This is a genomic window from Mesorhizobium sp. CO1-1-11, from assembly GCF_020164995.1.
Lineage (GTDB): Bacteria > Pseudomonadota > Alphaproteobacteria > Rhizobiales > Rhizobiaceae > Mesorhizobium > Mesorhizobium australicum.
Genome location: NZ_JAIUHE010000017.1, coordinates 32,356 through 54,124 on the forward strand (window position 1 = coordinate 32,356; position 21,769 = coordinate 54,124).

At 58.5% G+C, this 21,769-nt stretch carries 21 protein-coding genes; 7 read left to right on the forward strand and 14 right to left on the reverse strand.

Going from position 1 to position 21,769, the window contains the following annotated elements; translation table 11 throughout:
* Positions 1-12: 12 nt before the first annotated feature.
* Positions 13-1,068 (reverse strand): dsDNA nuclease domain-containing protein, encoded by a 1,056-nt coding sequence (locus LB554_RS20300; RefSeq protein ID WP_224586698.1) that lies wholly within the window; start codon positions 1,066-1,068, stop codon positions 13-15.
* A 174-nt stretch (positions 1,069-1,242) separates the two neighbouring features.
* Here LB554_RS20300 and LB554_RS20305 point away from each other — a divergent pair, with 174 nt between their 5' ends.
* Entirely contained in the window at positions 1,243-1,899 is a 657-nt protein-coding gene (locus LB554_RS20305) for a DUF2971 domain-containing protein (RefSeq protein WP_224586494.1), read from the forward strand.
* Positions 1,900-1,902: 3 nt separating this feature from the next.
* Here LB554_RS20305 and LB554_RS20310 read toward each other — a convergent pair whose 3' ends face one another.
* From LB554_RS20310 to LB554_RS20335, 6 genes are all read right to left on the reverse strand, one after another.
* Positions 1,903-2,178 (reverse strand): Shedu anti-phage system protein SduA domain-containing protein, encoded by a 276-nt coding sequence (locus LB554_RS20310; protein ID WP_318013214.1) that lies wholly within the window; start codon positions 2,176-2,178, stop codon positions 1,903-1,905.
* A 311-nt stretch (positions 2,179-2,489) separates the two neighbouring features.
* On the reverse strand, positions 2,490-3,389 hold the full coding sequence (locus LB554_RS20315; protein ID WP_224586496.1) for a hypothetical protein: 900 nt from the start codon (positions 3,387-3,389) through the stop codon (positions 2,490-2,492).
* 558 nt (positions 3,390-3,947) lie between these two features.
* Positions 3,948-4,274 (reverse strand): DUF1294 domain-containing protein, encoded by a 327-nt coding sequence (locus tag LB554_RS20320; RefSeq protein ID WP_224586499.1) that lies wholly within the window; start codon positions 4,272-4,274, stop codon positions 3,948-3,950.
* A gap of 652 nt (positions 4,275-4,926) precedes the next feature.
* Positions 4,927-5,931, reverse strand: coding sequence for a zinc-binding alcohol dehydrogenase family protein (locus tag LB554_RS20325; RefSeq protein WP_224586500.1), 1,005 nt, complete (start codon positions 5,929-5,931; stop codon positions 4,927-4,929).
* Positions 5,932-6,060: 129 nt separating this feature from the next.
* Positions 6,061-7,053 (reverse strand): NADPH:quinone reductase, encoded by a 993-nt coding sequence (locus tag LB554_RS20330; RefSeq protein WP_224586501.1) that lies wholly within the window; start codon positions 7,051-7,053, stop codon positions 6,061-6,063.
* Positions 7,054-7,082: 29 nt separating this feature from the next.
* Positions 7,083-7,955, reverse strand: a complete 873-nt coding sequence (locus tag LB554_RS20335; RefSeq protein WP_224586503.1) for an NAD(P)-dependent oxidoreductase — start codon at positions 7,953-7,955, stop codon at positions 7,083-7,085.
* Positions 7,956-8,050: 95 nt separating this feature from the next.
* Between LB554_RS20335 and LB554_RS20340 the strand changes: the two genes are divergently transcribed.
* Positions 8,051-8,836 carry a helix-turn-helix domain-containing protein gene (locus tag LB554_RS20340; RefSeq protein WP_224586505.1) on the forward strand — a complete coding sequence of 262 codons (786 nt, stop codon included), beginning with the start codon at positions 8,051-8,053 and terminating at the stop codon, positions 8,834-8,836.
* Positions 8,837-9,011: 175 nt separating this feature from the next.
* Here LB554_RS20340 and LB554_RS20345 read toward each other — a convergent pair whose 3' ends face one another.
* Positions 9,012-9,905 carry a LysR family transcriptional regulator gene (locus tag LB554_RS20345; protein WP_224586507.1) on the reverse strand — a complete coding sequence of 298 codons (894 nt, stop codon included), beginning with the start codon at positions 9,903-9,905 and terminating at the stop codon, positions 9,012-9,014.
* A gap of 89 nt (positions 9,906-9,994) precedes the next feature.
* Here LB554_RS20345 and LB554_RS20350 point away from each other — a divergent pair, with 89 nt between their 5' ends.
* Positions 9,995-10,879, forward strand: a complete 885-nt coding sequence (locus tag LB554_RS20350; RefSeq protein ID WP_224586509.1) for an MBL fold metallo-hydrolase — start codon at positions 9,995-9,997, stop codon at positions 10,877-10,879.
* A gap of 61 nt (positions 10,880-10,940) precedes the next feature.
* Here LB554_RS20350 and LB554_RS29650 read toward each other — a convergent pair whose 3' ends face one another.
* Positions 10,941-11,204 carry a LysR substrate-binding domain-containing protein gene (locus LB554_RS29650; RefSeq protein WP_224586510.1) on the reverse strand — a complete coding sequence of 88 codons (264 nt, stop codon included), beginning with the start codon at positions 11,202-11,204 and terminating at the stop codon, positions 10,941-10,943.
* Between the two features lie 463 nt (positions 11,205-11,667).
* On the opposite strand from LB554_RS29650, the gene LB554_RS20360 reads away from it, so the two are divergent.
* A complete protein-coding gene (locus LB554_RS20360; protein ID WP_224586511.1) occupies positions 11,668-12,129 on the forward strand; it encodes a MarR family winged helix-turn-helix transcriptional regulator in 462 nt (153 codons plus the stop codon).
* An 84-nt stretch (positions 12,130-12,213) separates the two neighbouring features.
* A complete protein-coding gene (locus LB554_RS20365) occupies positions 12,214-13,143 on the forward strand; it encodes an NmrA family NAD(P)-binding protein (protein WP_224586512.1) in 930 nt (309 codons plus the stop codon).
* A gap of 401 nt (positions 13,144-13,544) precedes the next feature.
* Here LB554_RS20365 and LB554_RS20370 read toward each other — a convergent pair whose 3' ends face one another.
* Positions 13,545-14,693, reverse strand: coding sequence for an ATP phosphoribosyltransferase regulatory subunit (locus tag LB554_RS20370; RefSeq protein WP_318013215.1), 1,149 nt, complete (start codon positions 14,691-14,693; stop codon positions 13,545-13,547).
* 80 nt (positions 14,694-14,773) lie between these two features.
* The gene (locus tag LB554_RS20375; RefSeq protein ID WP_224586513.1) at positions 14,774-17,482 is read right to left on the reverse strand and encodes a 2-oxoglutarate dehydrogenase E1 component; all 2,709 of its coding nucleotides are present in this window, start codon (positions 17,480-17,482) and stop codon (positions 14,774-14,776) included.
* A gap of 151 nt (positions 17,483-17,633) precedes the next feature.
* Between LB554_RS20375 and LB554_RS20380 the strand changes: the two genes are divergently transcribed.
* Positions 17,634-18,356, forward strand: coding sequence for a UTRA domain-containing protein (locus tag LB554_RS20380; protein WP_224586514.1), 723 nt, complete (start codon positions 17,634-17,636; stop codon positions 18,354-18,356).
* A gap of 61 nt (positions 18,357-18,417) precedes the next feature.
* Positions 18,418-19,311: an HpcH/HpaI aldolase/citrate lyase family protein gene (locus LB554_RS20385; RefSeq protein WP_224586515.1), complete on the forward strand. Its 894-nt coding sequence runs from the start codon at positions 18,418-18,420 to the stop codon at positions 19,309-19,311.
* On the opposite strand, the gene LB554_RS20390 is transcribed toward LB554_RS20385, so the two are convergent.
* The 3 genes from LB554_RS20390 to LB554_RS20400 all read right to left on the reverse strand — a co-directional run bounded on the left by LB554_RS20390 (position 19,297) and on the right by LB554_RS20400 (position 21,702).
* Complete coding sequence (locus tag LB554_RS20390; RefSeq protein ID WP_224586516.1) at positions 19,297-19,917, reverse strand: HutD family protein; 621 nt, start codon at positions 19,915-19,917, stop codon at positions 19,297-19,299. The genes LB554_RS20385 and LB554_RS20390 overlap by 15 nt on opposite strands.
* A gap of 63 nt (positions 19,918-19,980) precedes the next feature.
* The gene (locus LB554_RS20395) at positions 19,981-20,883 is read right to left on the reverse strand and encodes a branched-chain amino acid aminotransferase (protein ID WP_224586517.1); all 903 of its coding nucleotides are present in this window, start codon (positions 20,881-20,883) and stop codon (positions 19,981-19,983) included.
* A 24-nt stretch (positions 20,884-20,907) separates the two neighbouring features.
* Positions 20,908-21,702 carry an N-formylglutamate amidohydrolase gene (locus LB554_RS20400; protein WP_224586518.1) on the reverse strand — a complete coding sequence of 265 codons (795 nt, stop codon included), beginning with the start codon at positions 21,700-21,702 and terminating at the stop codon, positions 20,908-20,910.
* Between the last annotated feature and the right edge of the window lie 67 nt (positions 21,703-21,769).

The following is a 21,769-nucleotide window of genomic DNA, read 5'->3' on the forward strand; positions in this document are numbered from 1 at the left end:
CGGAACCTGGCACTATCCGACATAGCAATACTCGTAGAGCATGATTGCCCTCAGGTAGTCGTTGGACAGGAGCCCGTCGCTGGACCAATGGGATGCGATCTTCCGGACCTCGGGGAGCGCGGCGTCGAGCATCTCCATCAAAGATCTGCCTGTTTCCATATGCGGCACGACTAGCTTCCTCACGTCGCCTTGGAACTTCAGGGCAGACGCGCCAAGCCTGCTCTTGCGCTCGATATCGTAGGAGAAGAAGTGCGGCTTGATCGCTTGTGCCTCGGTGATGCTGGCAAACCAGCCCGAGACCTCGGACCACTGCACCCGGTTCTCATTCTTGTCCTTCAATTCCTGGAGCCACTGCTCCATGTCCGCCCGGGTCACAAACTTCGATTTCAGCAGCGCCGAGAGGTCGCTTATGTCCGAGAGCTGCCTCGACCGCCTGCGGCACTGGTCGACGAGCATGAGAGCGAACGCCTTCGGGCCGATGTTGTCGAGGCCCGTCTGATCGTGGATGAACGTGGTGACCTCGCCAAGTAGGGCCTTGTCGAAGCTCCCGAGGTTGAACGGCGAGTATGAGAAACTGAAGAGGCTCAAATGCTCTTCCTTGAACGAGCCGTCTTCTGCCTGCAGTGATTTGAGGAAGGATTCGAGTTCCTTCTTGGGAGCGTCCGTGAAGGAATAGTCCTTGTGATCGTTCCCGAGCGCCGGACACGGCTGGTTGCTGACGAACACCAGGCGTCGTGCGACCGCGCCAAACTTCTTCCGGTTCTCGAACATCCGCCATGCAAACGAAGGGGTGTGAACGCCCTTCACCTTCTTCCTTGCTGCGATCCTGTTCAGCGTCCAGTCTTTGGCCTTGTCGGTCTTGACCTGGTAGAAGGAAGCCTTGTCGGAGCTGTCTGAGCCGTTCAACTCGACGATATCATCATGGAACTCGAAGCCGACAGCGTATGGTTCACCGCCAGAGTGGAGCACCATCGCCCGCGATAGACCCCAGGCAGTCTGATAATCCAACCGCTCGATGGCGACCTTGCCGCCCCCTGCGGCGTCGGGGATCGTAAGTAACGACGCCACAACCGACAATGCATTCCCTCCGATTCAATCCTTGGATTGAACTGCCCCGAGCGGTTATAGATGTACTCTTTAGATTCATACAAGTTGCTTATTTGCTCTTGGGTCAGCTCCTCAAAGAGAAAATCGACGCAAAAGAGTGTCATGAGCATAGCGCGGGTGCATGGGGGACGCGAAATGAAGCTCTATCGATTCTTGGGTGCCGAGTACGGAATGCGCTCGATCTTGGAACGCCGGGTCAGGATCGGGCGAATCGAAGAGCTCAACGACGACTATGAATTCATCGGCGTGGCGCTGTCTGAAAAGGCCGATCGGATGGCACTGCGAGAAATGCGCAGGCACCTCAGCGTCAAGAACGGCGTGATCTGCATGAGCAAGGACTGGGACAGCCCCCTCATGTGGGCGCACTACGCCGACAGCCATAAGGGTATAGTCCTCGGCTTCGACGTGCCTGAAAAGGCATTCTATGAAGTCAACTATGTGAAAAAGCGTCCGACGCTCACAGACATGGGCCTCAACATTCTGGATGAAATCACCCCCGAAGACATCAAGCGTCTAATCCGGACCAAGGCCGATGGGTGGGCCTACGAGCAAGAATATCGCGCTTTCGTCGCGCTCAACGACGGCGTCGAGATCAATGGTGAGATGCACTATTTCATGCCCCTTTCGGAGAACATGACGCTGCGCGAGGTGATCGTGGGCTCACGCTACAAAGGCACGCGGACCGAAATGGTGGCGGCCGTCAACGACCCGAGCGTCGACGTCTACATGGCGCGCGGATCGTTCGAGGAATTCAAGGTGGTGCGACAGAACCAAGAGAGCATGTGGCCCTGACAATTACGGCTTGGGCGGCCCAGCTTTGGTGTCGCTGCTAAGGGCGGCGATGGTGTTGTTCAGCCGACGCAGCAGATCGTCGTATGTGATGACTTCATCATGTTCGCGTACTTCCTCTTGATGAGCTCGAAGTCGAGGAGTTGGCCACCAGTCATATCGGCGCCGCCGATTTTGATCGCGACCGACGATGATGATGGCTTTCGGGTTTGAAATCCGAATCGACATTCCCTTGGGCAATTCACCCGCATACCGTGCCGTGAGCGTCTTCTCGCCTTTCACGCCCCATTTCGAGAGGTGGAACAGGTATTTCTCGGCTGCATGATGCTGCCGCTCAGCTCCGAGGTAGGGATATTTCCGAAGATTTTGTCTTCGAAAGGCTTCTTAACCTCGATGACGTCGAGGTTCGCCTGTAGAACGGCAGCTTATCGCAAATCCCAGCCGAAACCCGCCAAGCCGGTAACGGCCCCACAAATGCTTCACTCGTCGGCCCGCCGGCACTGCATAGGACCGACCGCTCGTTCGGACATGGTGACCATCTTTCGCTACCAGCCGCTATTTTGCAGCCTTCGTGACGGAGGTGAGGCTGAGACTCAGCGACCGCTAGTTGCCTTTGTACGGAAGTGGGGAAGGAGAGAGCGCACCGTCGTCGCCATGCTCGGCGCATCGATCGAGAATGCCCAGGCCTGCGCTTGCGCGAGCGCCGTTATTTCAGCAAGCAGTGCTGCATCGAGAAGCGGATGAATGTCCGGTACAAAGAGGTGCGCCCTGATTGCACTCGCTTGCCCAATATCATGCGGGAAAACGCGCACGTTTGGGTCGATATTACCAGCGCTGAAGGACAATCTACCGTCCTTCGCCTCTTTCAGTAGGCAGGCGTAGAACATCAGTTCAGAGAGTGCGCCGACGGCGATCGCGCCGGGTTTCTTAAGTTCGAAGATATGCACTGCGCCCGTGCGATCGACGCCGATCAAATCGATTGCGCTCTTGCCCTTGGGGCAGAATAGCCTCCAGTTCTTCTTCCGAGGATCCTTATCGAACACACCGACCGGAAATTGGCGGCAAAGCGCGTAGCCCGAAGGGGAACTTGGACGCGGGGCAAGATTGAAGGCATGCGCGAGCTCTGCGACGAAGGGCGGGTGCTGACATAAGGCCAATTCCCAGTCGTCCTCGCTCCTAAGTGGGAATACGCCGCTGAACGTTCGATTCCGGCCCGAACCGCTAACATTGAGCCAACCCGTCACGTCGGGCCGCCAAGGATGCTGTTGGATGAAAGACGTCAAGCGATTGCCAATCTCAACCTCCTTGCCGAGTAACGCGATCAGCATCCGTATGCGAAACACGAGACGGCCTGAATGAGGGCTATAGGGCTCGTTCGCTGCTGGGAGGACAACATCGTCGCCAATCTCGATTATGAAGCGACGCACTCCACACCAATGGCGGATTGTCCAAAGCCAACCGTCGAAGGCACCGGCGGAGTGCTGCATGTTCAACGTGTTCACCGCCTGGTCACTAAGCCAGATCTCGAGCTGCTCCGGCCCTCCGCCGAGCTTCAGATGTCGTGGTTCTGGTGCGCGTATGGTCCTCGCCTTGATGTCAGGGTAGCGGGCCCGGTGAGCTGCCTTGAGCGCAGCCCCCCAAGCAGCATTGTCCCTCGTTCGTGGGGTCGAGCTGAACGTTGTCATGCTTCCTTCTTATTCCAGGATAATGCAGATGTGGGTGTAGAAACCATCCACTCGCGCTGCGGAATCACCGTTCAAGAGGTTACGCGACAAAAGCGCGATAAAATCCCATAGCGCTGCCGTCGACTACTAGATCCAATCTGCTCGATACGCCTTCCTCGGCGCTCGCTCCCTTCATTGCTACACCCATCTCGCCGCTGCTTGCGGCCCTGCTGCGGCAACAGAACTCATTGAGACGGGGTCTTTACTAACTGATCTAAGGAGGATGGACATCTGATCGGTTATTTCCGACGCTCAGGAATGGGAGCGGCCGCTTTCGCCGTAGCATTCTTCGAAGGTGCCATTCCACAGGCGGCCCAGGAACTCACCTCATAATGCAAGGAATTGCCAGAGCGCTTGGGGCGATCCCGTAAAGAGCAATCCGACTATAAGTGCGATTAGGGCGAGGAGTTGGAGCAGGACGATACCAACAAGCGTGGAGCGGAACGGCTCCTTGCGCGTCTTGTGTCGGATCGTTTGCTGCGCGATGACAGTTCCGATGCTACCGCCGATCATAGCGAGGCTCAGAAGCGTCGACTCGGGAATGCGTTGTAAACTGTTTTTGGCCCTCGCCTTGTCGAACGCCATAGCGGCGTACGCCAGCAAGTTTACCGCTAAAACGTAGCCGATGACACCGATTGCAAACTGCCCCGACATGCGCCCCCTCCGTCTTCGGGAAAGTATAACCGAAGCCCGTTAAGCCAACGCGAATGACAGCGGATCCAGCGGGTTTTCTGAAATCTCAGTCGTTGGTGTCCTCAAAAGACGGCTTTCGACAGTCGGGAGTCCAAAAGCCGTCATTCCGATTCCGGCCCCGTTGCGGTCAAGCGCTCGCGAACCGGAACGGGCGAAGCAGTGCGGCGATCTGCGCTGCAAGCTGCAAGGAGGCCCATCCAAAAAGCAAGAGCCGAAGCCTGTTCTGGCGGATGGCAAGCTGCCAACCGCCGCTGATGGATAAAGCCCACGCTGACTGCTCCGCCCCATTGCGAATGGTCGCTCTCGCCAGCGGCTTCGTCAAGCAGACCGTCGGGCGGCGCGGTGATCGGAAAGAGTTCGGCGTCTCCGCCGATGCGCGCTACCGTCCTCGAAATCTGCTTGGCGATGGCGAGTACCGGTCATGCGCGCACCTTTCTGCTCGACACAAGAACCCCGCAGTATCGCCGAGTTGCACCCAGTCCTGCGAAGGAGATCCGGCCTGCTCTGGCAGGCAATGGACGTCAGATAGCGGCATGCCAGTCCAGAAATCGTCAAGGGCTTGGATCGAGAAGTGCCTAGCGCAAGAGGACGGACGCTCGCCGCGGGGCGTCTCCTATGCCTGAAGGCTCACCACTATCTTTGCGCCCGACACCCCGCGTTTATGAATGTGCAGGGCTGTTTGGAGGCTCTCCAATCCGTGGCCAGCGATCTGCGCCGTTGGCGCAGGTTGGAATTTCCCTCCGGCGAGCGCATCGGGGAGAAAGTCGACATACACGATTTCGCTGACCTCGTTCTCTTTGAGGCTCGTCCCGAAGATCAGTCTGGTTTCGACGCCAGCCGCTAGGTCCGTTGGAGGGGGCAGCGTTGTGGACACGAACCGTCTCCCTTCGCAAACGGTGACTGCAGAAAAGCAATCCTGGATGTTCCCTGTCGCATGCAGGGCGCCAACGAATTCTCTCCCGCGCAGAGCTCCCACCACCTGATCTAAGACGTTTGCATCGGTGTGGTCGAACACCAGTGTTGCGCCGAGGCTCTTCACCATATCCATGTTGTGAGGCGATGCCGTCGTCACGCACTCGTAGCCAGCTGCAACAGCGAGCTGAATTGCGTTGCACCCGACACTAGATGAGCCGCCCCAGATCAAGATGGTCTTCCCGGTCGCTCTGGGTGTTAGCGACGGGTATTCCAGACCTAGATGATCCTTCTCAAACAAACCGCAAGCCGCAGTGCCGAGGCCGAGCGGCACGACGGCGGCATCCACATAGGAAATCTGCGACGGGATTTTCGAAGCCATGTTTGAGAGAACCAAGGTGAAGGTCTGAAATGCGCCATGCGCGGGCCGATTTGTGGTCGCCCCGACCGCTTGCCCGAGGACACGGTCGCCAACCCTAAACCTGTCGACATTGGTGCCGACGGCAACGACGTCTCCTGCGACATCGCTGCCGAGGATCGCGGGATAGTCCAGCCATGGGAACAGCGCGGTGTCCTGCAGCAACCAGTCCACCGGATTGATTGCGATTGCCCTGTTTCGGACAAGGATTTCGTTCGGACCGGGTTGCGGCACTTCAATGGGGGCCAACTGAAGTGGTTGACCTAGATGGGGCTGCCAAGCAGCCATAGAATGGTCCATGTTTTCCTACCCGATGTTTAAGAGTTGTTTGACTGCGGAGGTTGCCAACCGCCACCACGCCGACCGGTATTGTCCTGACTGGTTGCATGCCGATGCGCGCGTTTTTGCCCGGCACTTTCAATCACCGATCCGGACAAGAATTTTGCCGACGATCTTTCCGGACTCCTGGGCTGCATGTGCTTGGGCAATGTGCTGCATTGGCATGTCGAGGCCGATGTGCGGCCGATAGCGACCTGCGGCAACGCACGCCGTCACCTCCTTGACGGCGCGTTGAAATGCCCCGTCGGGAATGGTGGTGAAAAACACGAAGCGAAACACATAGCTTCCGAACATCGCTGTCCGGAACGGCATTATCAGTTTTGCTGCGGGGTCTTCTGTGGCATAGGCAGCGACAATCCCCCCTGGCGCCAAAGATGCGATGTCGACGTCGACATTCTTGGCGAGATCGACGTCAACTATCCGTTCAACACCTGCGCCTTTCGTCGCATGCCTGATGGCCGCAGCAACATCTTCGGAATGCCTGTTGATGGCTAGGTCGGCGCCAGCGTCGAGTGCCACCTTCTCCTGTTCCGGGCGACTGACGGTCGCTGCGACCCATGCTCCGGCCCACTTTGCGAGCAGAATGGCAGCAGTGCCGACAGCACCGCCGCCGCCCTGGACTAGGACCCGTCGCCCGCGGAGACCTCCATCGGCAAACAGGCACCGGTGAGCGGTAATCGCCGCAACGCCCAAACAAGCACCGGTCTCGAAGGAGGCGCTGTCCGGCAGAGGCACCGCCAGGTTGCTTGGAACCACCACAAACTCTGCAGCGGTTCCATATGGCCGATCGTATTGCGCGCGATAGAGCCAGACCCGTTCTCCCAGCCGTGCTTCGGCAACGCCTGGGCCGACCTTGTCGATCGTGCCTGCGCCATCGTGATGAGGAATGATGCGAGGATACGCCATCGGCGCGCCGGCAAAGCCCTTCCTGGCTTTGATATCGGTCGGGTTGACCCCGGAGATCGCGACCCTCACGCGGACCTCGCCGAAACCGGGTTCAGGATCGGCAACTGCTCCAACCACAAGGACGTCGTCGGCGGTCCCTTGCCGATCATAATAGGCTGCTAGCATGGTGCGCACTCACTTCTAGGGATGATCGTCTATGAAACGGCGCTGGCCATTCGGGCCGAACGTCCCAATGCGGTGGACCAGTCCTCGCCTCCAAAGCCCAGGTCTTGCGCTTGAGACAGGCTTTCACGGAGGGCCTTCAGAACTCGGTTGCTCAAGTGATATTCGGCGGAGATCGCCGCCAGCAGCCCCATATCCTTGATCGGCATCGCAAGTCCGCTCGCAGGAAGCGGCCGAGCACCAGTGATGGATGGCGCGTAGTTTTTGTAGATTGGCGACGCAAATATGGTCTCTGTCATCAGGGTCATGAAAGCCCCGGCATCGGCTTTCTCAGCCCTCAGTATGCCTGTCGTTTCCGCCATGGCTGCAATCGCGGCGCCGATCAGGAAGTTGCCGCAGAGCTTTGCGACGTTCGCTTGACGAGGCTCATCGCCTAGTGCCCAGACACGACCAAAGCTCTCGAGATAAGGACGTGCCTTCTCAAGCAGCCCGGGGTCGCCAGCGACGCATATATTAGCCGCCTTTTGCTCAACAGCTTCGGGTCGTCCGAACAGCGGCGCAGCCAGATAGCCCATACCCAAACTCTGATGCGTCAAGGTAAGCTCATCGGCGAGGATTGGGCTTAGCGTTGACAGACAGACGTGCAGAGTCTCTCGACTGGTCGCCGAAGCAATTGCCTCGTGCGTGATGACCTCGCGAACGGCGGCATCGTCGAACAGGATGGATAAGACCAACTCGGAAGCGAACGCGGCGCGGACGTCATTCAGCGGAGCTGCGCCCAGAGCGACCATCTTTTCGACGGCGGCAGGCGACCGGTTCCAAACCCTCACCTCTTCGCCGAGAGTGAGAAGGTGGGGGACAATGGCCGTCCCCATTTTCCCAAGGCCGACAACAGAAACCGACATAAACTTCTCTCCATTGCCAAGACAATATCGAGAGGCTTAAGGTGTTACTATGTGACTTTTATCCTGTTACTAAAGTAATAACTGAGGATGCTAGGATGACGGCGGAGCGATTGGCACGACCAGCGGCGCGAAACGAGTTGTCGGAGTTCGTCCGGTATTGTCGCGAGCAAGCCTCACCCGAAGAACTTGGCATAAACCCCGGACCCCGCAGACGGACAAAGGGTCTTCGCCGGGAGGAGGTTGCGACCTTAGCTGGCGTTGGCATCACCTGGTACACGTGGTTCGAGCAAGGGCGCGATATCCAGGTTTCCGATGATTTCCTCAGTCGCCTGGTCCGCGGTCTTCGGCTCGACCGTGCCGAGCAGGAACATCTTTACGCTTTGGCGGGGCGGGTGGCCCGGCGGTCTCAAGCGCAGGCTTCAGAGTTGCCCGTCGGGCTTTTGACCATGATCAACGCTCTTTCCGATCCCGCCTACATTCTCGACGAAAGGTGGGATGTCTTGGCCTTCAACAAGGCGGCGTCTGAGCAGTTTCCGATGTTCGGTGAGCAAAACCCGAACATTCTTCGCATCGTCTTTTTTTCCGACGCTTACCGGAACAGCGTGCGTGACTGGCAATCGACAGCCCGGCTTATGTTCCTCAAAGCCCGTCATGACTACCTTACCGGCGGCTCGGATCCGATCCTTCGTGGTTTGCTGGATGAAATAGTGGATGCGTTTCCTCTTGCGAAGAAGTGGTGGAGCGACCCGGAAATCGTCCGAATTGGCGACAGCCGAAAGGAATTGCATTCGGCCAACTTTGGCTGGCGGACCTTTCATCTCAGCGTGCTCGTTTACGAGGAGAGGCCCGACATTCGGATCATCGTCTACAGTATTGGGTGAGGATTTCTGATGGGCAGCCCGGAGGCTGCCAGGCCGTTACGGTCCGAAAGCGATGTCGGCTTAGTACGAATATCGCATCGGAGACCACTTCCGGTGCCGTAATGGCCGATGGAAGTCCTCGGATTTGCAACGATTGACTGCGTCGCGCGGGATAGCGCCGCTTCGCCAGGCAGTCTCAAAGGCCCGGCTGACGAATTGCCCGTTCCAGTTCCCACAAGGGGGAGGGAAGGTTGCCGCGGTGGACGTACATCAGATGAAAACCGGCGACTGGCTGCTGCCAGTCGGGCATGACCAGATGGAGCAGGCCTGCCTTCACCTGTGCGGCGACAAACTCGTGCGCGAGGAGTGCTATTCCCAGGCCTGCGATTGCGAATTGTCGCGCAGCGATTGCGCTGTCGACCGTAAGGCTGACCTCGCCGTCAATGCGCACGGTTTCGCGGTTGCGACTGAGCGACCAGGGCAGTCCGGCGCCGGACCGCGGCCGGCGGATCAGAATGCGGTGCCGAGCCAGGTGGTGCGGATCGGTAAAGGGGCCGGCGTGAGCCAGATAACTCTCGGACGCCACGAGGACGAGCCGGTCGTCCTTGCTCAGGCGACGCGCGATCATGTCCTTTTCCAACAGATTGCCGCGCCGGATGACAGCGTCCAAGCGCCGCGCCACCGGGTCCGCCAGCCTGTCCTCTACCACGATCTCGAGGGCGAAATCGGGATGGGCATCCCTGAAGCCCGGAAGGATCGGGGCGATCAGCAACTCCATCGCCGCCGCCGACACGCTTATGCGCGCGCGTCCGGTCGGGTGGCCCTGGTGGTCCGCAACCATTCTGTCGGCTGTCGAGAGCTGATCTAGGGCCGGTTTCACCTGACGAACAAGGGCATCCCCGGCTTCTGTAAGGGCAACGCTACGAGTCGTTCGGACGAACAGCCGGATGCCGAGCCGGGCCTCTAGCCGCCGGATCGATTGGCTGACTGCCGAGGGTGTCACCCCCAACCGAACCGCGGCCGATGCGAAGCGCCCTTCCTCGGCAACGGCCAAGAAGGTGTTGAGCTCAAGAATCTCGCCAGCGCGCATTCGTAAGGCTCAGTCACCAATGAATGAAGCTACAAACCGTTCATTCCTAATGAATTCAGTCCCATGTTCAAGGGAGAAAGGAGACTACGATGACCGGACCGGGCATCTATACGGTAGGCGACGCGCGCGTGGCCTGCGTGGTGGACTGCGTGCTTGATTCCTTCACACCACAGCGATTGCTGCCGGAATGGCAGGATGACGACGAGCGACTGGCGGGACAGATGTCAGGAGCCCTGACCACCGACGGGCGCCATGTGCTCTTGAGCATCCATAGCTGGGTCATTTGGCATGAGGGCAAGACGATTATCGTGGATACGGGCGCGGGCAATGACAAGGACCGTCCGTACGCACCCTATTTCAACCACATCAAAACGCCGTATCTCTCCCGCCTTGCGGCAGTCGGCGTTGCGCCGGAGAATGTCGATTATGTTCTTCATACGCATTTGCATGTGGATCACGTCGGATGGAATACGATGCTGGTCAACGGTCGCTGGCAGCCGACTTTCCCGAAAGCGAGACATGTCTTCTCAAGGAAAGAATACGCCTATTTCACGGACCCGGCCAACCTGACAAAGCGGCACCGGACGAGTTTTCAGGTCCAGGCCGATAGCGTTACGCCCATCGTCGAGGCCGGCCTCTCCGATATGATCGAGGTGACCGGAGATGAGGTCATTCCTGGCTTCTCATTTCACGCGACGCCAGGCCATACTATGGACCATGCGTCAATCATTCTTGATAGCGGGGGAGCCAAGGCGCTGTTCCCCGGCGACGTCCTGCACCACCCGCTTCAGGTCCTGAAGCCCGAACTTATGTCGGTTTTCGATCCAAACCACGAACTGTCTTTGCAGTCGCGGCGCTGGGCGCTTGACTATGCGGCGGACAAGAATGCGATCTGCTTCAGTTCGCATTTTCCGATGCCTTCCGCAGGATGCGTAACGCGCGTAGCTGAGGGTTATAACTGGCGCTTCGATTAACCGGAAGACGCCTGCATCGGCTGGGAAAACTGGAGAAGCACCAACACCGTATGGGCCGATTTCAAATCGTTGACCGTATTTGCGGCAAGGCGAAGCTAGTCACCAGGAAGTCGAGCAGCGCGCGGACGGCCGGTATCATGCCGCGTCTGGATGGGAACACCGTATGTACAACGCCGCCGGGCGTTTTCCATTCTGGTAGGAGCCAGGTGAGCACGCCCGTCTCGACTTCCTCTGCTACCAAGTGCTCCGGAACTAGCGCGGCACCAAGGCCGCCTAAAGCCGCGCCTTTCAGCGTGAGAAGATCATCGGTTGCGAGCCGTGGCACGATGGCGACTTCTGATTTCAGACCGGGTACGTGGGTCAGCCGCGGAATGGCAGGTCGTTTGAGCTCCGTTCGCTCTGCACCTGAAGGTGCAAAACGGCAAGATCAATCATCTTCAACTCTACGAGGACCTTCTGCTGATCACTCTGGCATTCGGTGCAGCCGACGGACCTCCGGCGGTGGGGCCGGGCGATCTGCCCAAGAGTCTCGAGACTGCTGAGAAGGCCGGGCTGAACAAGGCGCCCTAACACGACGCCGCTTCCTAGAGGGGATCAGAAACACTCGACTGTTGCCTGCGAACGTCGGTCGAGCCGCCCAATATCGGAGCACAAGGAGTGGCGACGGCATTTACCATCCATATTCCCGATCAACGCCTTGATAAGATCAGGCGCAAAGCGGCCGCGCTTCTCTCCTATCCTGATGAAGGAGCCCTTGACATTTGTCTGGCGGTTGACATTATTGTCAGGTGGCAGACAAAATCGAACCTCCCGACGTTGACTTGATCGCTACGTGGGTGAAGCGGTGCTACCTCGCAACCCGCGTCGCGATGGAAAGCGCCCTTCGGCCTTACGGGCTTGGTGCGACACAATGGTACGTGCTGCAACGGTTGGCCCAGCAAGGGCCGACCATGCAGCGCGACCTGCAGCGCCTGCTTCAGGTCGAACGTGCGACTCTGAGCGCCGTTGCCGGTGTACTGGTGGGCAAGGGTCTTATTGCGCAGGTGCCCGACCGCGTCGACCAGCGACAGAAGCTTCTGCAGATCACCCCAGAGGGAAAGGCGCTTTGGGATGAACTCCCTGACCTCGGCGCCATTTGTAGGGTCGCCTTCGGTGGCCTCGACGCCGGGGCGATCGCTGCCGCAATCGCGGTTCTCCGGACCGCCACCGACCAACTTGAGAAATTATCCCTCAAAGGAGGCGATTTATGACAATTCTGGTAACAGGCGCTTCAAGCCTTGTCGGTAAGAACCGCCTGGCAAGCCACACAAGAAATCCGTTGTGAGGCTGGCGATATGGGTTCGCTGATCGACGAAACAAAACAGCCGGATACTCGCCCTGTCCTAATCACCGGCGCGACCGGCGGTCAGGGCGGCAGTGTGGCCGCTCACGCCTTTAAAAGAGGCCTGCGCGTGCGCGCGCTCGTGCGCGATCTGAACAGCGAGGCTGCGCGGTCGCTGGCGGACACCGGCATTGAGTTAGCGGTTGGCGACTTCAACGACGCAAGCGCTCTTGCGGGCGCCATGGAAGGCGTGCGCGGTGTTTTCTCGATGCAGCAGGACGGGGCACCCTTGTCGGAGTTCCGCACGCTGCTTGATGCTGCGATTGCCGCAGGGGTGGAGCAATATGTTCACTCCACCGTCTCGGGCGTGCCCCAACAGGAAGAGATCTATCGGCATGACGCGGATGAACTGAAGCCAGACTATTGGCCGTCGAAGATCAATCAGGAGCGGTGGGTGCGTTCGGCCCCGTTTCGCTACCGTGCCTTCCTGCGGCCAGCTCTGATCCTGGACAACCTAGTGCTGCGCGCCAGCTTCCTCTATCCGCGCCTAGGAACGAACGGCGACATCCTGATCGCCATGCCGCCAGACCAGCCGTTATCGTTTGTTTCCTATGATACGATTGGCCGGGCGGGCGCCGAGATGCTCGCCGATCCACAGCGGTTCCACGGAGCGGAAATTGAGCTTGCCGATGCTTATGTCTCCTATGCTGAATTGGCCCGCGTGCTCCAAAGCGGCAGCGGAAAAGCGGTGAGCGTAACATCCGTTGACGTAGATGAGGCTGTTGCGCTCGGGCTGCCGACGAGGGTGGCCCGTTCACATGTCTGGTTGGCGAATGTCGGCTATCCCGCGCGCCCAGAAATGCTGAAGCGTCACGGAATCGAGCCTCTCGCCGTGACCGACTGGGTCAGCCGCTACATCGGCAGAATCAGGATAGGAAACTGAGAAGCGATACTGCTGGGTGCTGAATTTCCTGTATCGGCACGCACCCCGACATCTCGCGGCCGCATCGTCAATATATCCGATGAAGGGCCGACGACGGTCTATGAACTGGCGGAACTGGTGGGCCAGAAAATGGAACCCTCAGCCGAGGCAATGCAAAATCCATGGTACCTCCATGTTGACGCATCGCTCGCGCGGAGTCTTGGTTTCCGGCCGACCGTGAGGACGGTGTATCAGGTCGCGCAGTAAGGAATACTGTAGGACAATAATGCATGAGAAGCAGCGATCAGGCCGGCTGTCGCTGGTTGGATCTGTATCCGATTTCGGTGTGCGGGTTTAGGGCGGCCAGCCGCTCGCGAAGCTACTCAACAGGAGTTTCAATAATCACGCCTTTGTGAGTCTGTTTACGTCGTTTCATTGCGATAGAGCAGCTCCGGCCACAGTGAGAAGCCCACAGCTGGGATATCTGTCTCGGATCCCAGGAAGCTCAGGAGTCGGTCAAATCGGCCCCCTCCTACAAGAACAGCTGCATTCTTGTGTCGGGTGATCTCGAACACCAATCCAGTGTAGTAGTCCAGATGCCGGCCAAATCCGGCTTTATATGAAACACGGTCCATGTCGATGTCGGTATCGGCGAGTGCCTGGACCCTTGTTTCGAAATCTCCGAGCCCGACGTCAACGATAAGCCCGTTGTCTCTCAGAAATCTGTGGAGCGCGGCCGGTGCGTCAGCAAGGGGCATTTCCAACCCCAGAAAAAGCCTCAACGCCTCCAAATTCGCGTGTGAGAGTCGAGTTCCGTCCATCTCCATTTTTTCCAGCAAGCGGGATGCTATTTCGTTTGGTGAGCGCGACCGGCTGGTCGTATAGCCCGCCTCTTTCATGAAGGTGGCGATGTATCCTGAAAGTCGTTCCTGATCGCGAGTGCCAATTATCGCGCTAACGGCGGGATCGAATCCTGCTGCCGGGGTCTCGACATCGAGCTTCGCAAGCAGAATTTCGATCTGCGCGGTATTTCCGAAGGCACGGACCAATCGTCTTTGCCAGCCGCTTGGCAGACCAAGAGCCCTGATAACAGCCTCAAACATGGCCTGGTCACCGACAATTGCACTCAAGTCGGTAGACCGGGTCAGCCTTTTCGCAATCCCATACGCATCGGCTATTGCGCGAGCATCAGCCAGCGGAATGTTAGCATCACCAATGTCTTCTATTCCTCCTTGCATTATTTCACTCGGGCCATGCCGCTGCTGGCGGAATACCGTGCCCAAGTAAGAATAACGCTTTTGGGCGGAGAGCCCGCTGTTCAAGTGGTGCAGGCAAATCGGGATAGTAAAATCTGGACGCAGGCAAAGACTGGCTCCCGAATCGTTTTCCGTCATGAAGATCTTGCGCCGCAAATCTTCCCCAACTGCATCAAGGAAGGGAGCCGCCGATTGAACGACCGGAACGTCCACCAAGTCGGTTTCAAGGACAGCAAACATCTCAAGGAGTTCATCGAGTAGGGCAGGGCGATAAGGTTGTTCCATGACTTTGGAGCCAGCTATTATCAGTGCCATGATGACGAGTGCATCCAAAGACTCGCCAGCAGCGTCCAGCAGGTTGGCGTGACAATCTGATTTCGGCTGCGTGCAAGATCTTATTGAAATGCATCCGCAGTGAGCGCCGACTTAACCAGTTCATTTTGCTCATCTTCATGTCGCTCGATAGCGCCACCTGCCGGAGCCGGGATCGCTGGCCTGGAGACGACTTCAAGTTTGGGCTTCCTGCCACCCTTTGGTTTCGACAACGCCGGCTCAAGAATATCTCGAACGAAGGTCCAGCCACCTTGATTGCGAGGTTCCTCCTGGCACCAGATTAGCCGGGCTTCTCCATAAGGCTTGCACGCCTCGAGAACGGCTTGGAGAGGAAAGGGGTACAGCTGCTCAACGCGGATGATGGCGATCTTGTCCTCAAGAGAGAGCTCAGCGCGCATCCGCTCCAGATCGTACGCGACCTTGCCCGAACAAAGCATCACGCGATCGATCGATTTGCGGTGTTGAAAGGCAGTCTCATCCGGGATCACGGTTCGAAATCCGGTTCCAGGTGCAAAGTCCTCAATTTTTGAGACGCAGGCGCGATTTCTAAATAGCGACTTGGGGGCGGCGACGAACAGCGGCTTCCTGTAAGGCGCAACGATCTGACGCCTCAAGACATGGAAGAAGTTCGCCGGCGTCGAGCAGTTGACTACGAAGATATTGCCTCCGGCGCACATCTGGAGCAGGCGCTCAATACGGGCGGACGAATGCTCGGGGCCTTGCCCCTCCAACCCGTGCGGAAGAAGGACCGCCAGTCCCGACATTCGCATCCATTTGGGTTCGCCCGCCACGATGAACTGGTCGATGGCGATCTGTGCCCCATTTACAAAGTCCCCGAACTGGGCTTCCCAGACGGTTAGCCGGTTCGGATCGACAAGACTATGGCCATACTCGAACGACAGGACGGCAAATTCAGAAAGCGGGCTGTTTATCGCTTCGAAACGCGCGACGTCACCGCCGATACGGGAATGAACCAGATGCGTCTTCCCATTGACCGCGTCATGAAGGGCGAGATGCCGCTGGGTGAAAGTTCCGCGCACTGCGTCCTGGCCCGAGAGGCGCACCGAGTGTCCTTCCCCGACCAGGGACGCAAACGCCAGGGCCTCGGCCGTCGCCCAGTTCAGTCCTTCTCCGACGGCAATGGTGTCGCGGCGCGCCTTCAGGAAGGCCGCAACTTTGGGATGGACATTGAAGTCGGCGGGCACGGTACAAATCTGGTCACCGTACAGGCGCAGTTGTTCGATCGAGACGCCTGACGCGACGGGGCGGAGCATTTCCTCCTCGCCGGCGACTTGTATTGATTGCCAAAGACCGGTTAGCCAGCGCGACCTGTTCGGGCGGTAGCTTGCGATCTGGCCGTAACCATCTTCCAGCTTGGTGTGGAAGGCGTGAGCCACCTGTGTGGCAATCTCCTCGCCATTCGGCACTTGGCGCCGGTAAGAAAGCGCGACGGACTCCTTGAGGTCGATTGCTTCGTAGTCGCGCGGCTGGGTGAACCGCGGCTCATCCAGCTCGTTGTGGCCGTTGCGCCTGTAACACCTGAGGTCGATCAGCACATCTTTGCCGTAGCGCAGACGCCACTGGACGGCGATGGCGCCGATCCGTGCGACGGCCTCAACATCCTCGGCGTTCACGTGGAAGATCGGCGCGTCGATCATCCTGCCGATATCAGTGCAATAACGGGACGAACGCCCTTCTGACGCGGTTGTTGTGAACCCGACGTGATTGTTCAGGATGCAGTGAATCGTTCCGCCGACAGTGTAGCCGGCCAGCTGGCTGAGCTGAAGCAATTCGCTGATGAGGCCTTGCCCGCTGAACGCAGCGTCGGTGTGCAAGATCAGCGCCATCGTCTCCGGCGAGCCAACATCGCGTTTCGCGCGCGCCTTTCCGGCCGTTACGGGTGCGACAGCTATCAAATGGGACGGGTGCGGCAGCAAGCTTAGGCGCAGGTTCCGACCGTCGACCACCCGATCCGTCGAGTAGCCGAGATGATATGGAACGTCGCCGAGCAAGCCGGCCCCGTCGCTATAAAGGTCCCGCCCTTTGACTTCGGCCAGGATTTCCGCCGGCGGCTTGTCCATCACATTGACAAGCATGTTCAACCGCCCGCGATGCATCCCACCGATGACGATCTGGGCGACCTCGGCGCGGCTTGCGGCTTTGATGATTTCATCCACGAGAACCAGAAAGGACTCGCCGCCTTCCAGGCCGAATCGCTTCTTGGTTGGAAACTTGGAGTGAAGAAATCTCTCAAACTCAAATGCCTTGGTCAAAGCCTCGAGAATGGCCGACTGCCCATCCGGCCCGATCTGCGCATCCATGCTGGATTCGTAGAGCGACTGAAGCCATTCGCGGCTTTCACGATCTCGAAGATGCGCGGCCTCCAGCGTGGCACATCGCGTGTAGGCGGAGCTCATCCGGGCTATGAGGTAGTCGATTTCCGCCCAACGAGCCGCAGCCGAGTTGTCGGCATCGCTTGACCGGTGTCGCTCTACCCGCGCCAGACAGTCGGCAAGCTCAGGCGCCATGCCGCTGACCTCCATACCCAGGGGATCGACTTCGGCTGACAGATAGCCCCAACTGCGAAAGGTATCCCTGATTTCTCGCTTGGTCGCCTCGAACCAATCCTGATCGACTTTCTGCGGGAGGTCAGCGTCATCCAGGAGCAAGCGCCAATCCGCCGGGCAGCTGTTCGGGTCTCGGCGATAACGGGAAAGCATCTGGAGGTAGTAAGACATATCGCCGCCGAGAGCGATCAGACTAGCATTCATGTTGGTTACCTGATATGTTTATACCGGTATATACCAGATAGGCTCGGACTTGTAAACCAGCGGAGAGGCGCTATTGGTTAAGCGTCTTTCCCGTACTGGTCCCGCCTTTACGGGCGCAGGATCCCGAGATTGCAAGAAATGGGAATTGGATATGGCGAAGCAGGACGACGAGCGACCCTCAGCCCTCTATCACATGGTGAAACGCCACGTGCGCTCCAAGATTGAGAGCGGGGAATGGAAGCCTAATGACCGGCTTCCTTCCGAAGTCGATCTGGTCGCCCAGCTGGGGGTTTCGAGGATGACAGTGCATCGAGCTCTTCGGGAACTCACCACGTCCGGCGTGCTGTTCAGGATTTCTGGTGTCGGGACCTTCGTGTCGGACGAAGTTCCTGCCTCAGTGCCGCTGGCATTGCGGGATATCTCGGCTGAGATAGCCGCGCACGGAGGCGTCCATTCGGCAGAGGTCGTGAAGCTAGAGAAGATAGCTGCCGAAGGCGAGGTGGCTCGAGCCCTGGAAGTCAAGCCTGGAACCAAGATATTCCATTCACTTATCGTCCATCGCGAAAATGAAAAGGAAGTGCAGCTGGAGGAGCGCCACATATTGCCTGTTTATGCTCCCGAGTACCTCAAGGCAGATTTCACGCGAGAGACCACATTCCAGCACCTTTGGAAAAACTCAAAGCCAACGTTGATGGAGCAATTCGTTTACGCAGTCACGGCGGGCGATACTATATCCAAACTGCTCTCGGTTGGTAAGAATGAGCCCTGCCTTCTGCTTGTCAGAAGAACATGGGTTGGAGAGACGGTGGCCACGTTCGGTCGATTTTATTATCCGGGCAGTCGCTACAGACTCAAAGATCTGCACCAGTATTAGACCTACAAACTTGACGGCCGACACACTCTGGTAGGGTTACGTCCTGCTGAAAGGGGAACCCATGGACACGCGCAATGAAGAGGTCTCCGGCAATCCCGCGTGGCGTTCGATGCTGTTTGTGCCCGCAACCCGTGACCGATACATCGAGAAGGCGGCATCCTGTGGCGCTGACGCCATCGTCGTGGATCTGGAGGATTCGATCCTGCCGGAGGAAAAGGATGCCGCGCGCGCTCGCGTTGCGGCTGTTGCCCGGCGATTGCGCCTTGAAAACATTGACATCCTGGTCAGGATAAACCGCCCGTTTGACCTTGCTGTGCGTGACATCGAGGCGTCGGTGGGTGAAGACGTGGCAGGCCTGATGATCGCCAAGGCCGAATCCCCCGCTCACCTGGCGTATCTTTGCGAGGTTGTAGAAAATTGCGAGCGAAAGGCGGGGATCCCAATCGGAAAGACGGCAATCGTTCCGCTTGTGGAGACGGCCAGAGCGATCCACAATCTGGCCGAAATCTGCCTGGCGCCGCGCGTGGCTGCGGTAGCGTGCGGCGATGAGGACCTGGCGGCAGAGCTGGGCTGCGCACCCGATTCTCCGACAATAACCTCGGTCAAGTATGATCTGGTCGTTGCTGCTGCGCGGGGAAACTGTCATCCGATCGGCATGGTCGGGTCGATCACCGAGTTCAGGAATCTGGACAAGTATCGAGACAGTCTCGAGCTGACCAGGGCTGTCGGCATGCGAGGAACACTTTGCATTCACCCGGACCAGGTTGCGGTCGCCAACGAAGCCTTCCTTCCGACGCCCGGCGAAATCCGGCAAGCTCAAGACATTGTCGAGGCAGCACGCCTTGCGCACCTGAACGGCCTCGGCACGACGTCGGTGGGAGGCAAGATGGTGGACCTGCCTGTCATTCGCCGCGCCGAGCGCCTCATCCAACGCCTTGGGTCAGGCAACGCCTGAAGCCCGCGCTGGCGAGATCATGAACAGCACCAGCTCAGCGCCTGGAGTAGCCGTTTTCAGGAAGAAGCTGAATCCGGTGCTCGGATCCGGGTTGTTGCAGATGAAAGTTTCCCCCGCGCTGATTGTGTGCGCGCTTTCAGCGTCCACGCCCAGATCAATGATGCCGCTGAGGGCGAAACAGATAACGACGTTCACCCCCGTCCAGCCTAATTGACGGCTAACACTGAGCTTGATCGTCTCCGCCCGGGCGTCGATATCGCTCCTGCGGAAAAGCAGGTTCAGATCACGGCATTCCTCAGAGCTTGGCAGGTGCGCCTGGAGTGGGCGGTCACAGGAAAAGCGTCGCGGCACTGCTGGGTTGAGCTCAAGCGTCTCGCCATCCTCAAAATGAAGGACCATTGATGGTCCTTCGATGAGCGCGATGATGCGGTCAAGGCCCGGGAACAGCGAGAAAGGGCCGCTCTTTGTTATCGTGGCGAGACTCAGTCGCCAGACCAGGCCTTCTGAATCGTCCTGGCGCGCGATTTCCCGGGTCTGGCCGCCGCCATTCTTCCAGCTCATTTCAATATGGTCGCCATATCGAATCAAACGCGTGAGCGGCGCCATGGGCAGACCTCACCATCCAAGAGTTATCTGGTTGCGGAAGTGCAGGAGGCCGGCGGCGCCAAGCTAGCCAAGCTGCGCCTGGAATTGCATATCGATGGCGCTGACATTCTTCGACCGCACTAGGTCGGCATAAGCGCCTGTGAGCCAGCCTGTGACGCTTCCAGGTTTGTAGGTGACCGCATCTATGGCGCCGACCGGCGTTATTTCAGACGCAGTTCCGGTTAGAAAGCACTCCGTGAATGCCAATGTCTCGGCATGAGATATCTCCCGTTCGATCACCTTGAACCCCATGTTTTGGGCGAGAGCGATCACCGTCTGGCGTGTTATCCCGTTCAGGAAGCAATCCGGTGTGGGGGTGTGGATTTCCTCGCCAGCGACAAAAAAGATGTTTGCCGCCGACGCTTCCGCGACGTTTCCGCGCCAGTCGAGCAAGAGGGCGTCCTGAAATCCGTTCTTCAAGGCCGCGTGCTTGGCGAGCGTGGTGATCGGATAGTTCGAAGCGGCCTTTGCTTGCGGAGGGCTACATTCGGGTGGCGGCCTCCGCCATGACGCGGTCTGTATCTTGATTCCGTTCAGCCGGTCCTGCTCGTTGAAGTATGACGGCCAATCCCAGGCCGCGATGGCCATATGTATTCGATTGTTGGGGGCGGCCGCCGATATCGTCTCGCTGCCGCGCCAGACGACCGGCCGGATGTATGCATCCTTCAGCTCATTTGCCGAAAGCACGGCCAGCGTCGCCTCATTCAGCTCCTGCTCGCTGAACGGCAGTTTCATATCGAGCAACGCAGCCGACTGGATCAGGCGCTGCGTATGGCGTGTCAGCTCGAAAACGGAGCCGCCGTAAGACCGCTCGCCCTCGAACACGGAGCTCGCGTAGTGGAGCCCATGGGTAAGGACATGAAGCCTGGCTTCGCGCCAGGGACAGATCTCCCCATCAACCCAGATAAAGCCTTCACGTTCGTTCATAGGTACAGGCACAGCAATTTTCCTTTACGTGTTGGGCTTCCAGTTCGTTGCTGCCGCAACGAAAGCCTCAAGCGTCGGCTGGAGGAGTTCGCATTTCTCAAGAGCGATCGTCGGGGAGGGGTGCTCGCGCATATAGACCGCACGAGACATTTCCAGCTGGAAGGCATGAATGCCATTTTCGGGCGAGCCGTAGTGCCGGGTTATGAAGCCGCCCTTGAAGACCCCGTCCACCGCGACCGAGTACATCCCCGATAGGTTCAACGCGGACGCAAGGCTCTCGCGAAGCTCCGCCGCGCAACTTGTTCCGCCGGCCGTTCCCAGATTGAGATCAGGGATCTGTCCGGGGAAATACCTTGTCACGACTGAGCGGATCGAGTGGCAATCGAAAAGAACCGCGTAGCCGTGCCGGGCTCGCGCGGCACTCAAAGCGGCGGAAAGCCGGTCGTGATAGGGACGCCAGTAGCGCGCGACCCGCAAAGCGATTTCTTTAGGATGGGGCTCCCGTTCGCTCTGGTAGAGGGGAACATCATCAAAGTCTGTCGTCGGTACCAGACCGGGGTGCTTGATCGCCGCATCGAGCGGTTTTCCGGTGGGGTCGCGGGCGAGGTCGATCACATAGCGTGACAGGCGGGACGAGATGATCGTGGCATCGCTGTCCCATAAGAAACGATACACCAGGTCCAGATCCCAATCGGTATCGCTCACCATGCGTCCAGCAGCCGACATGCGCTGCTGCATCTCGATCGGAATGTAGCTGCCGATATGCGGCATGCTGACGACCAATGGGGATGCCCCCTGCCTGTATTCGTAGCTGTGCACAGCTCCTCCCAAATCGCCGTTGACGTTTATCTTAGACCGGTATAGACCGGACTATACAAAATGACAA

What these genes read in the sequence shown, in the direction of transcription:
- LB554_RS20345 (WP_224586507.1), bottom strand. Translation starts at nt 9,905, where the DNA reads ATGCGCGCTGGCGAGATTCTTGAGCTCAACACCTTCTTGGCCGTTGCC.
- LB554_RS20380 (WP_224586514.1), top strand. Translation starts at nt 17,634, where the DNA reads ATGGCGAAGCAGGACGACGAGCGACCCTCAGCCCTCTATCACATGGTG.
- LB554_RS20385 (WP_224586515.1), top strand. Translation starts at nt 18,418, where the DNA reads ATGGACACGCGCAATGAAGAGGTCTCCGGCAATCCCGCGTGGCGTTCG.
- LB554_RS20370 (WP_318013215.1), bottom strand. Translation starts at nt 14,693, where the DNA reads ATGGCACTGATAATAGCTGGCTCCAAAGTCATGGAACAACCTTATCGC.
- LB554_RS20325 (WP_224586500.1), bottom strand. Translation starts at nt 5,931, where the DNA reads ATGGCTGCTTGGCAGCCCCATCTAGGTCAACCACTTCAGTTGGCCCCC.
- LB554_RS20350 (WP_224586509.1), top strand. Translation starts at nt 9,995, where the DNA reads ATGACCGGACCGGGCATCTATACGGTAGGCGACGCGCGCGTGGCCTGC.
- LB554_RS20390 (WP_224586516.1), bottom strand. Translation starts at nt 19,917, where the DNA reads ATGGCGCCGCTCACGCGTTTGATTCGATATGGCGACCATATTGAAATG.
- LB554_RS20330 (WP_224586501.1), bottom strand. Translation starts at nt 7,053, where the DNA reads ATGCTAGCAGCCTATTATGATCGGCAAGGGACCGCCGACGACGTCCTT.
- LB554_RS20340 (WP_224586505.1), top strand. Translation starts at nt 8,051, where the DNA reads ATGACGGCGGAGCGATTGGCACGACCAGCGGCGCGAAACGAGTTGTCG.
- LB554_RS20375 (WP_224586513.1), bottom strand. Translation starts at nt 17,482, where the DNA reads ATGAATGCTAGTCTGATCGCTCTCGGCGGCGATATGTCTTACTACCTC.
- LB554_RS20395 (WP_224586517.1), bottom strand. Translation starts at nt 20,883, where the DNA reads ATGAACGAACGTGAAGGCTTTATCTGGGTTGATGGGGAGATCTGTCCC.
- LB554_RS20320 (WP_224586499.1), bottom strand. Translation starts at nt 4,274, where the DNA reads ATGTCGGGGCAGTTTGCAATCGGTGTCATCGGCTACGTTTTAGCGGTA.
- LB554_RS20365 (WP_224586512.1), top strand. Translation starts at nt 12,214, where the DNA reads ATGGGTTCGCTGATCGACGAAACAAAACAGCCGGATACTCGCCCTGTC.
- LB554_RS20305 (WP_224586494.1), top strand. Translation starts at nt 1,243, where the DNA reads ATGAAGCTCTATCGATTCTTGGGTGCCGAGTACGGAATGCGCTCGATC.
- LB554_RS20335 (WP_224586503.1), bottom strand. Translation starts at nt 7,955, where the DNA reads ATGTCGGTTTCTGTTGTCGGCCTTGGGAAAATGGGGACGGCCATTGTC.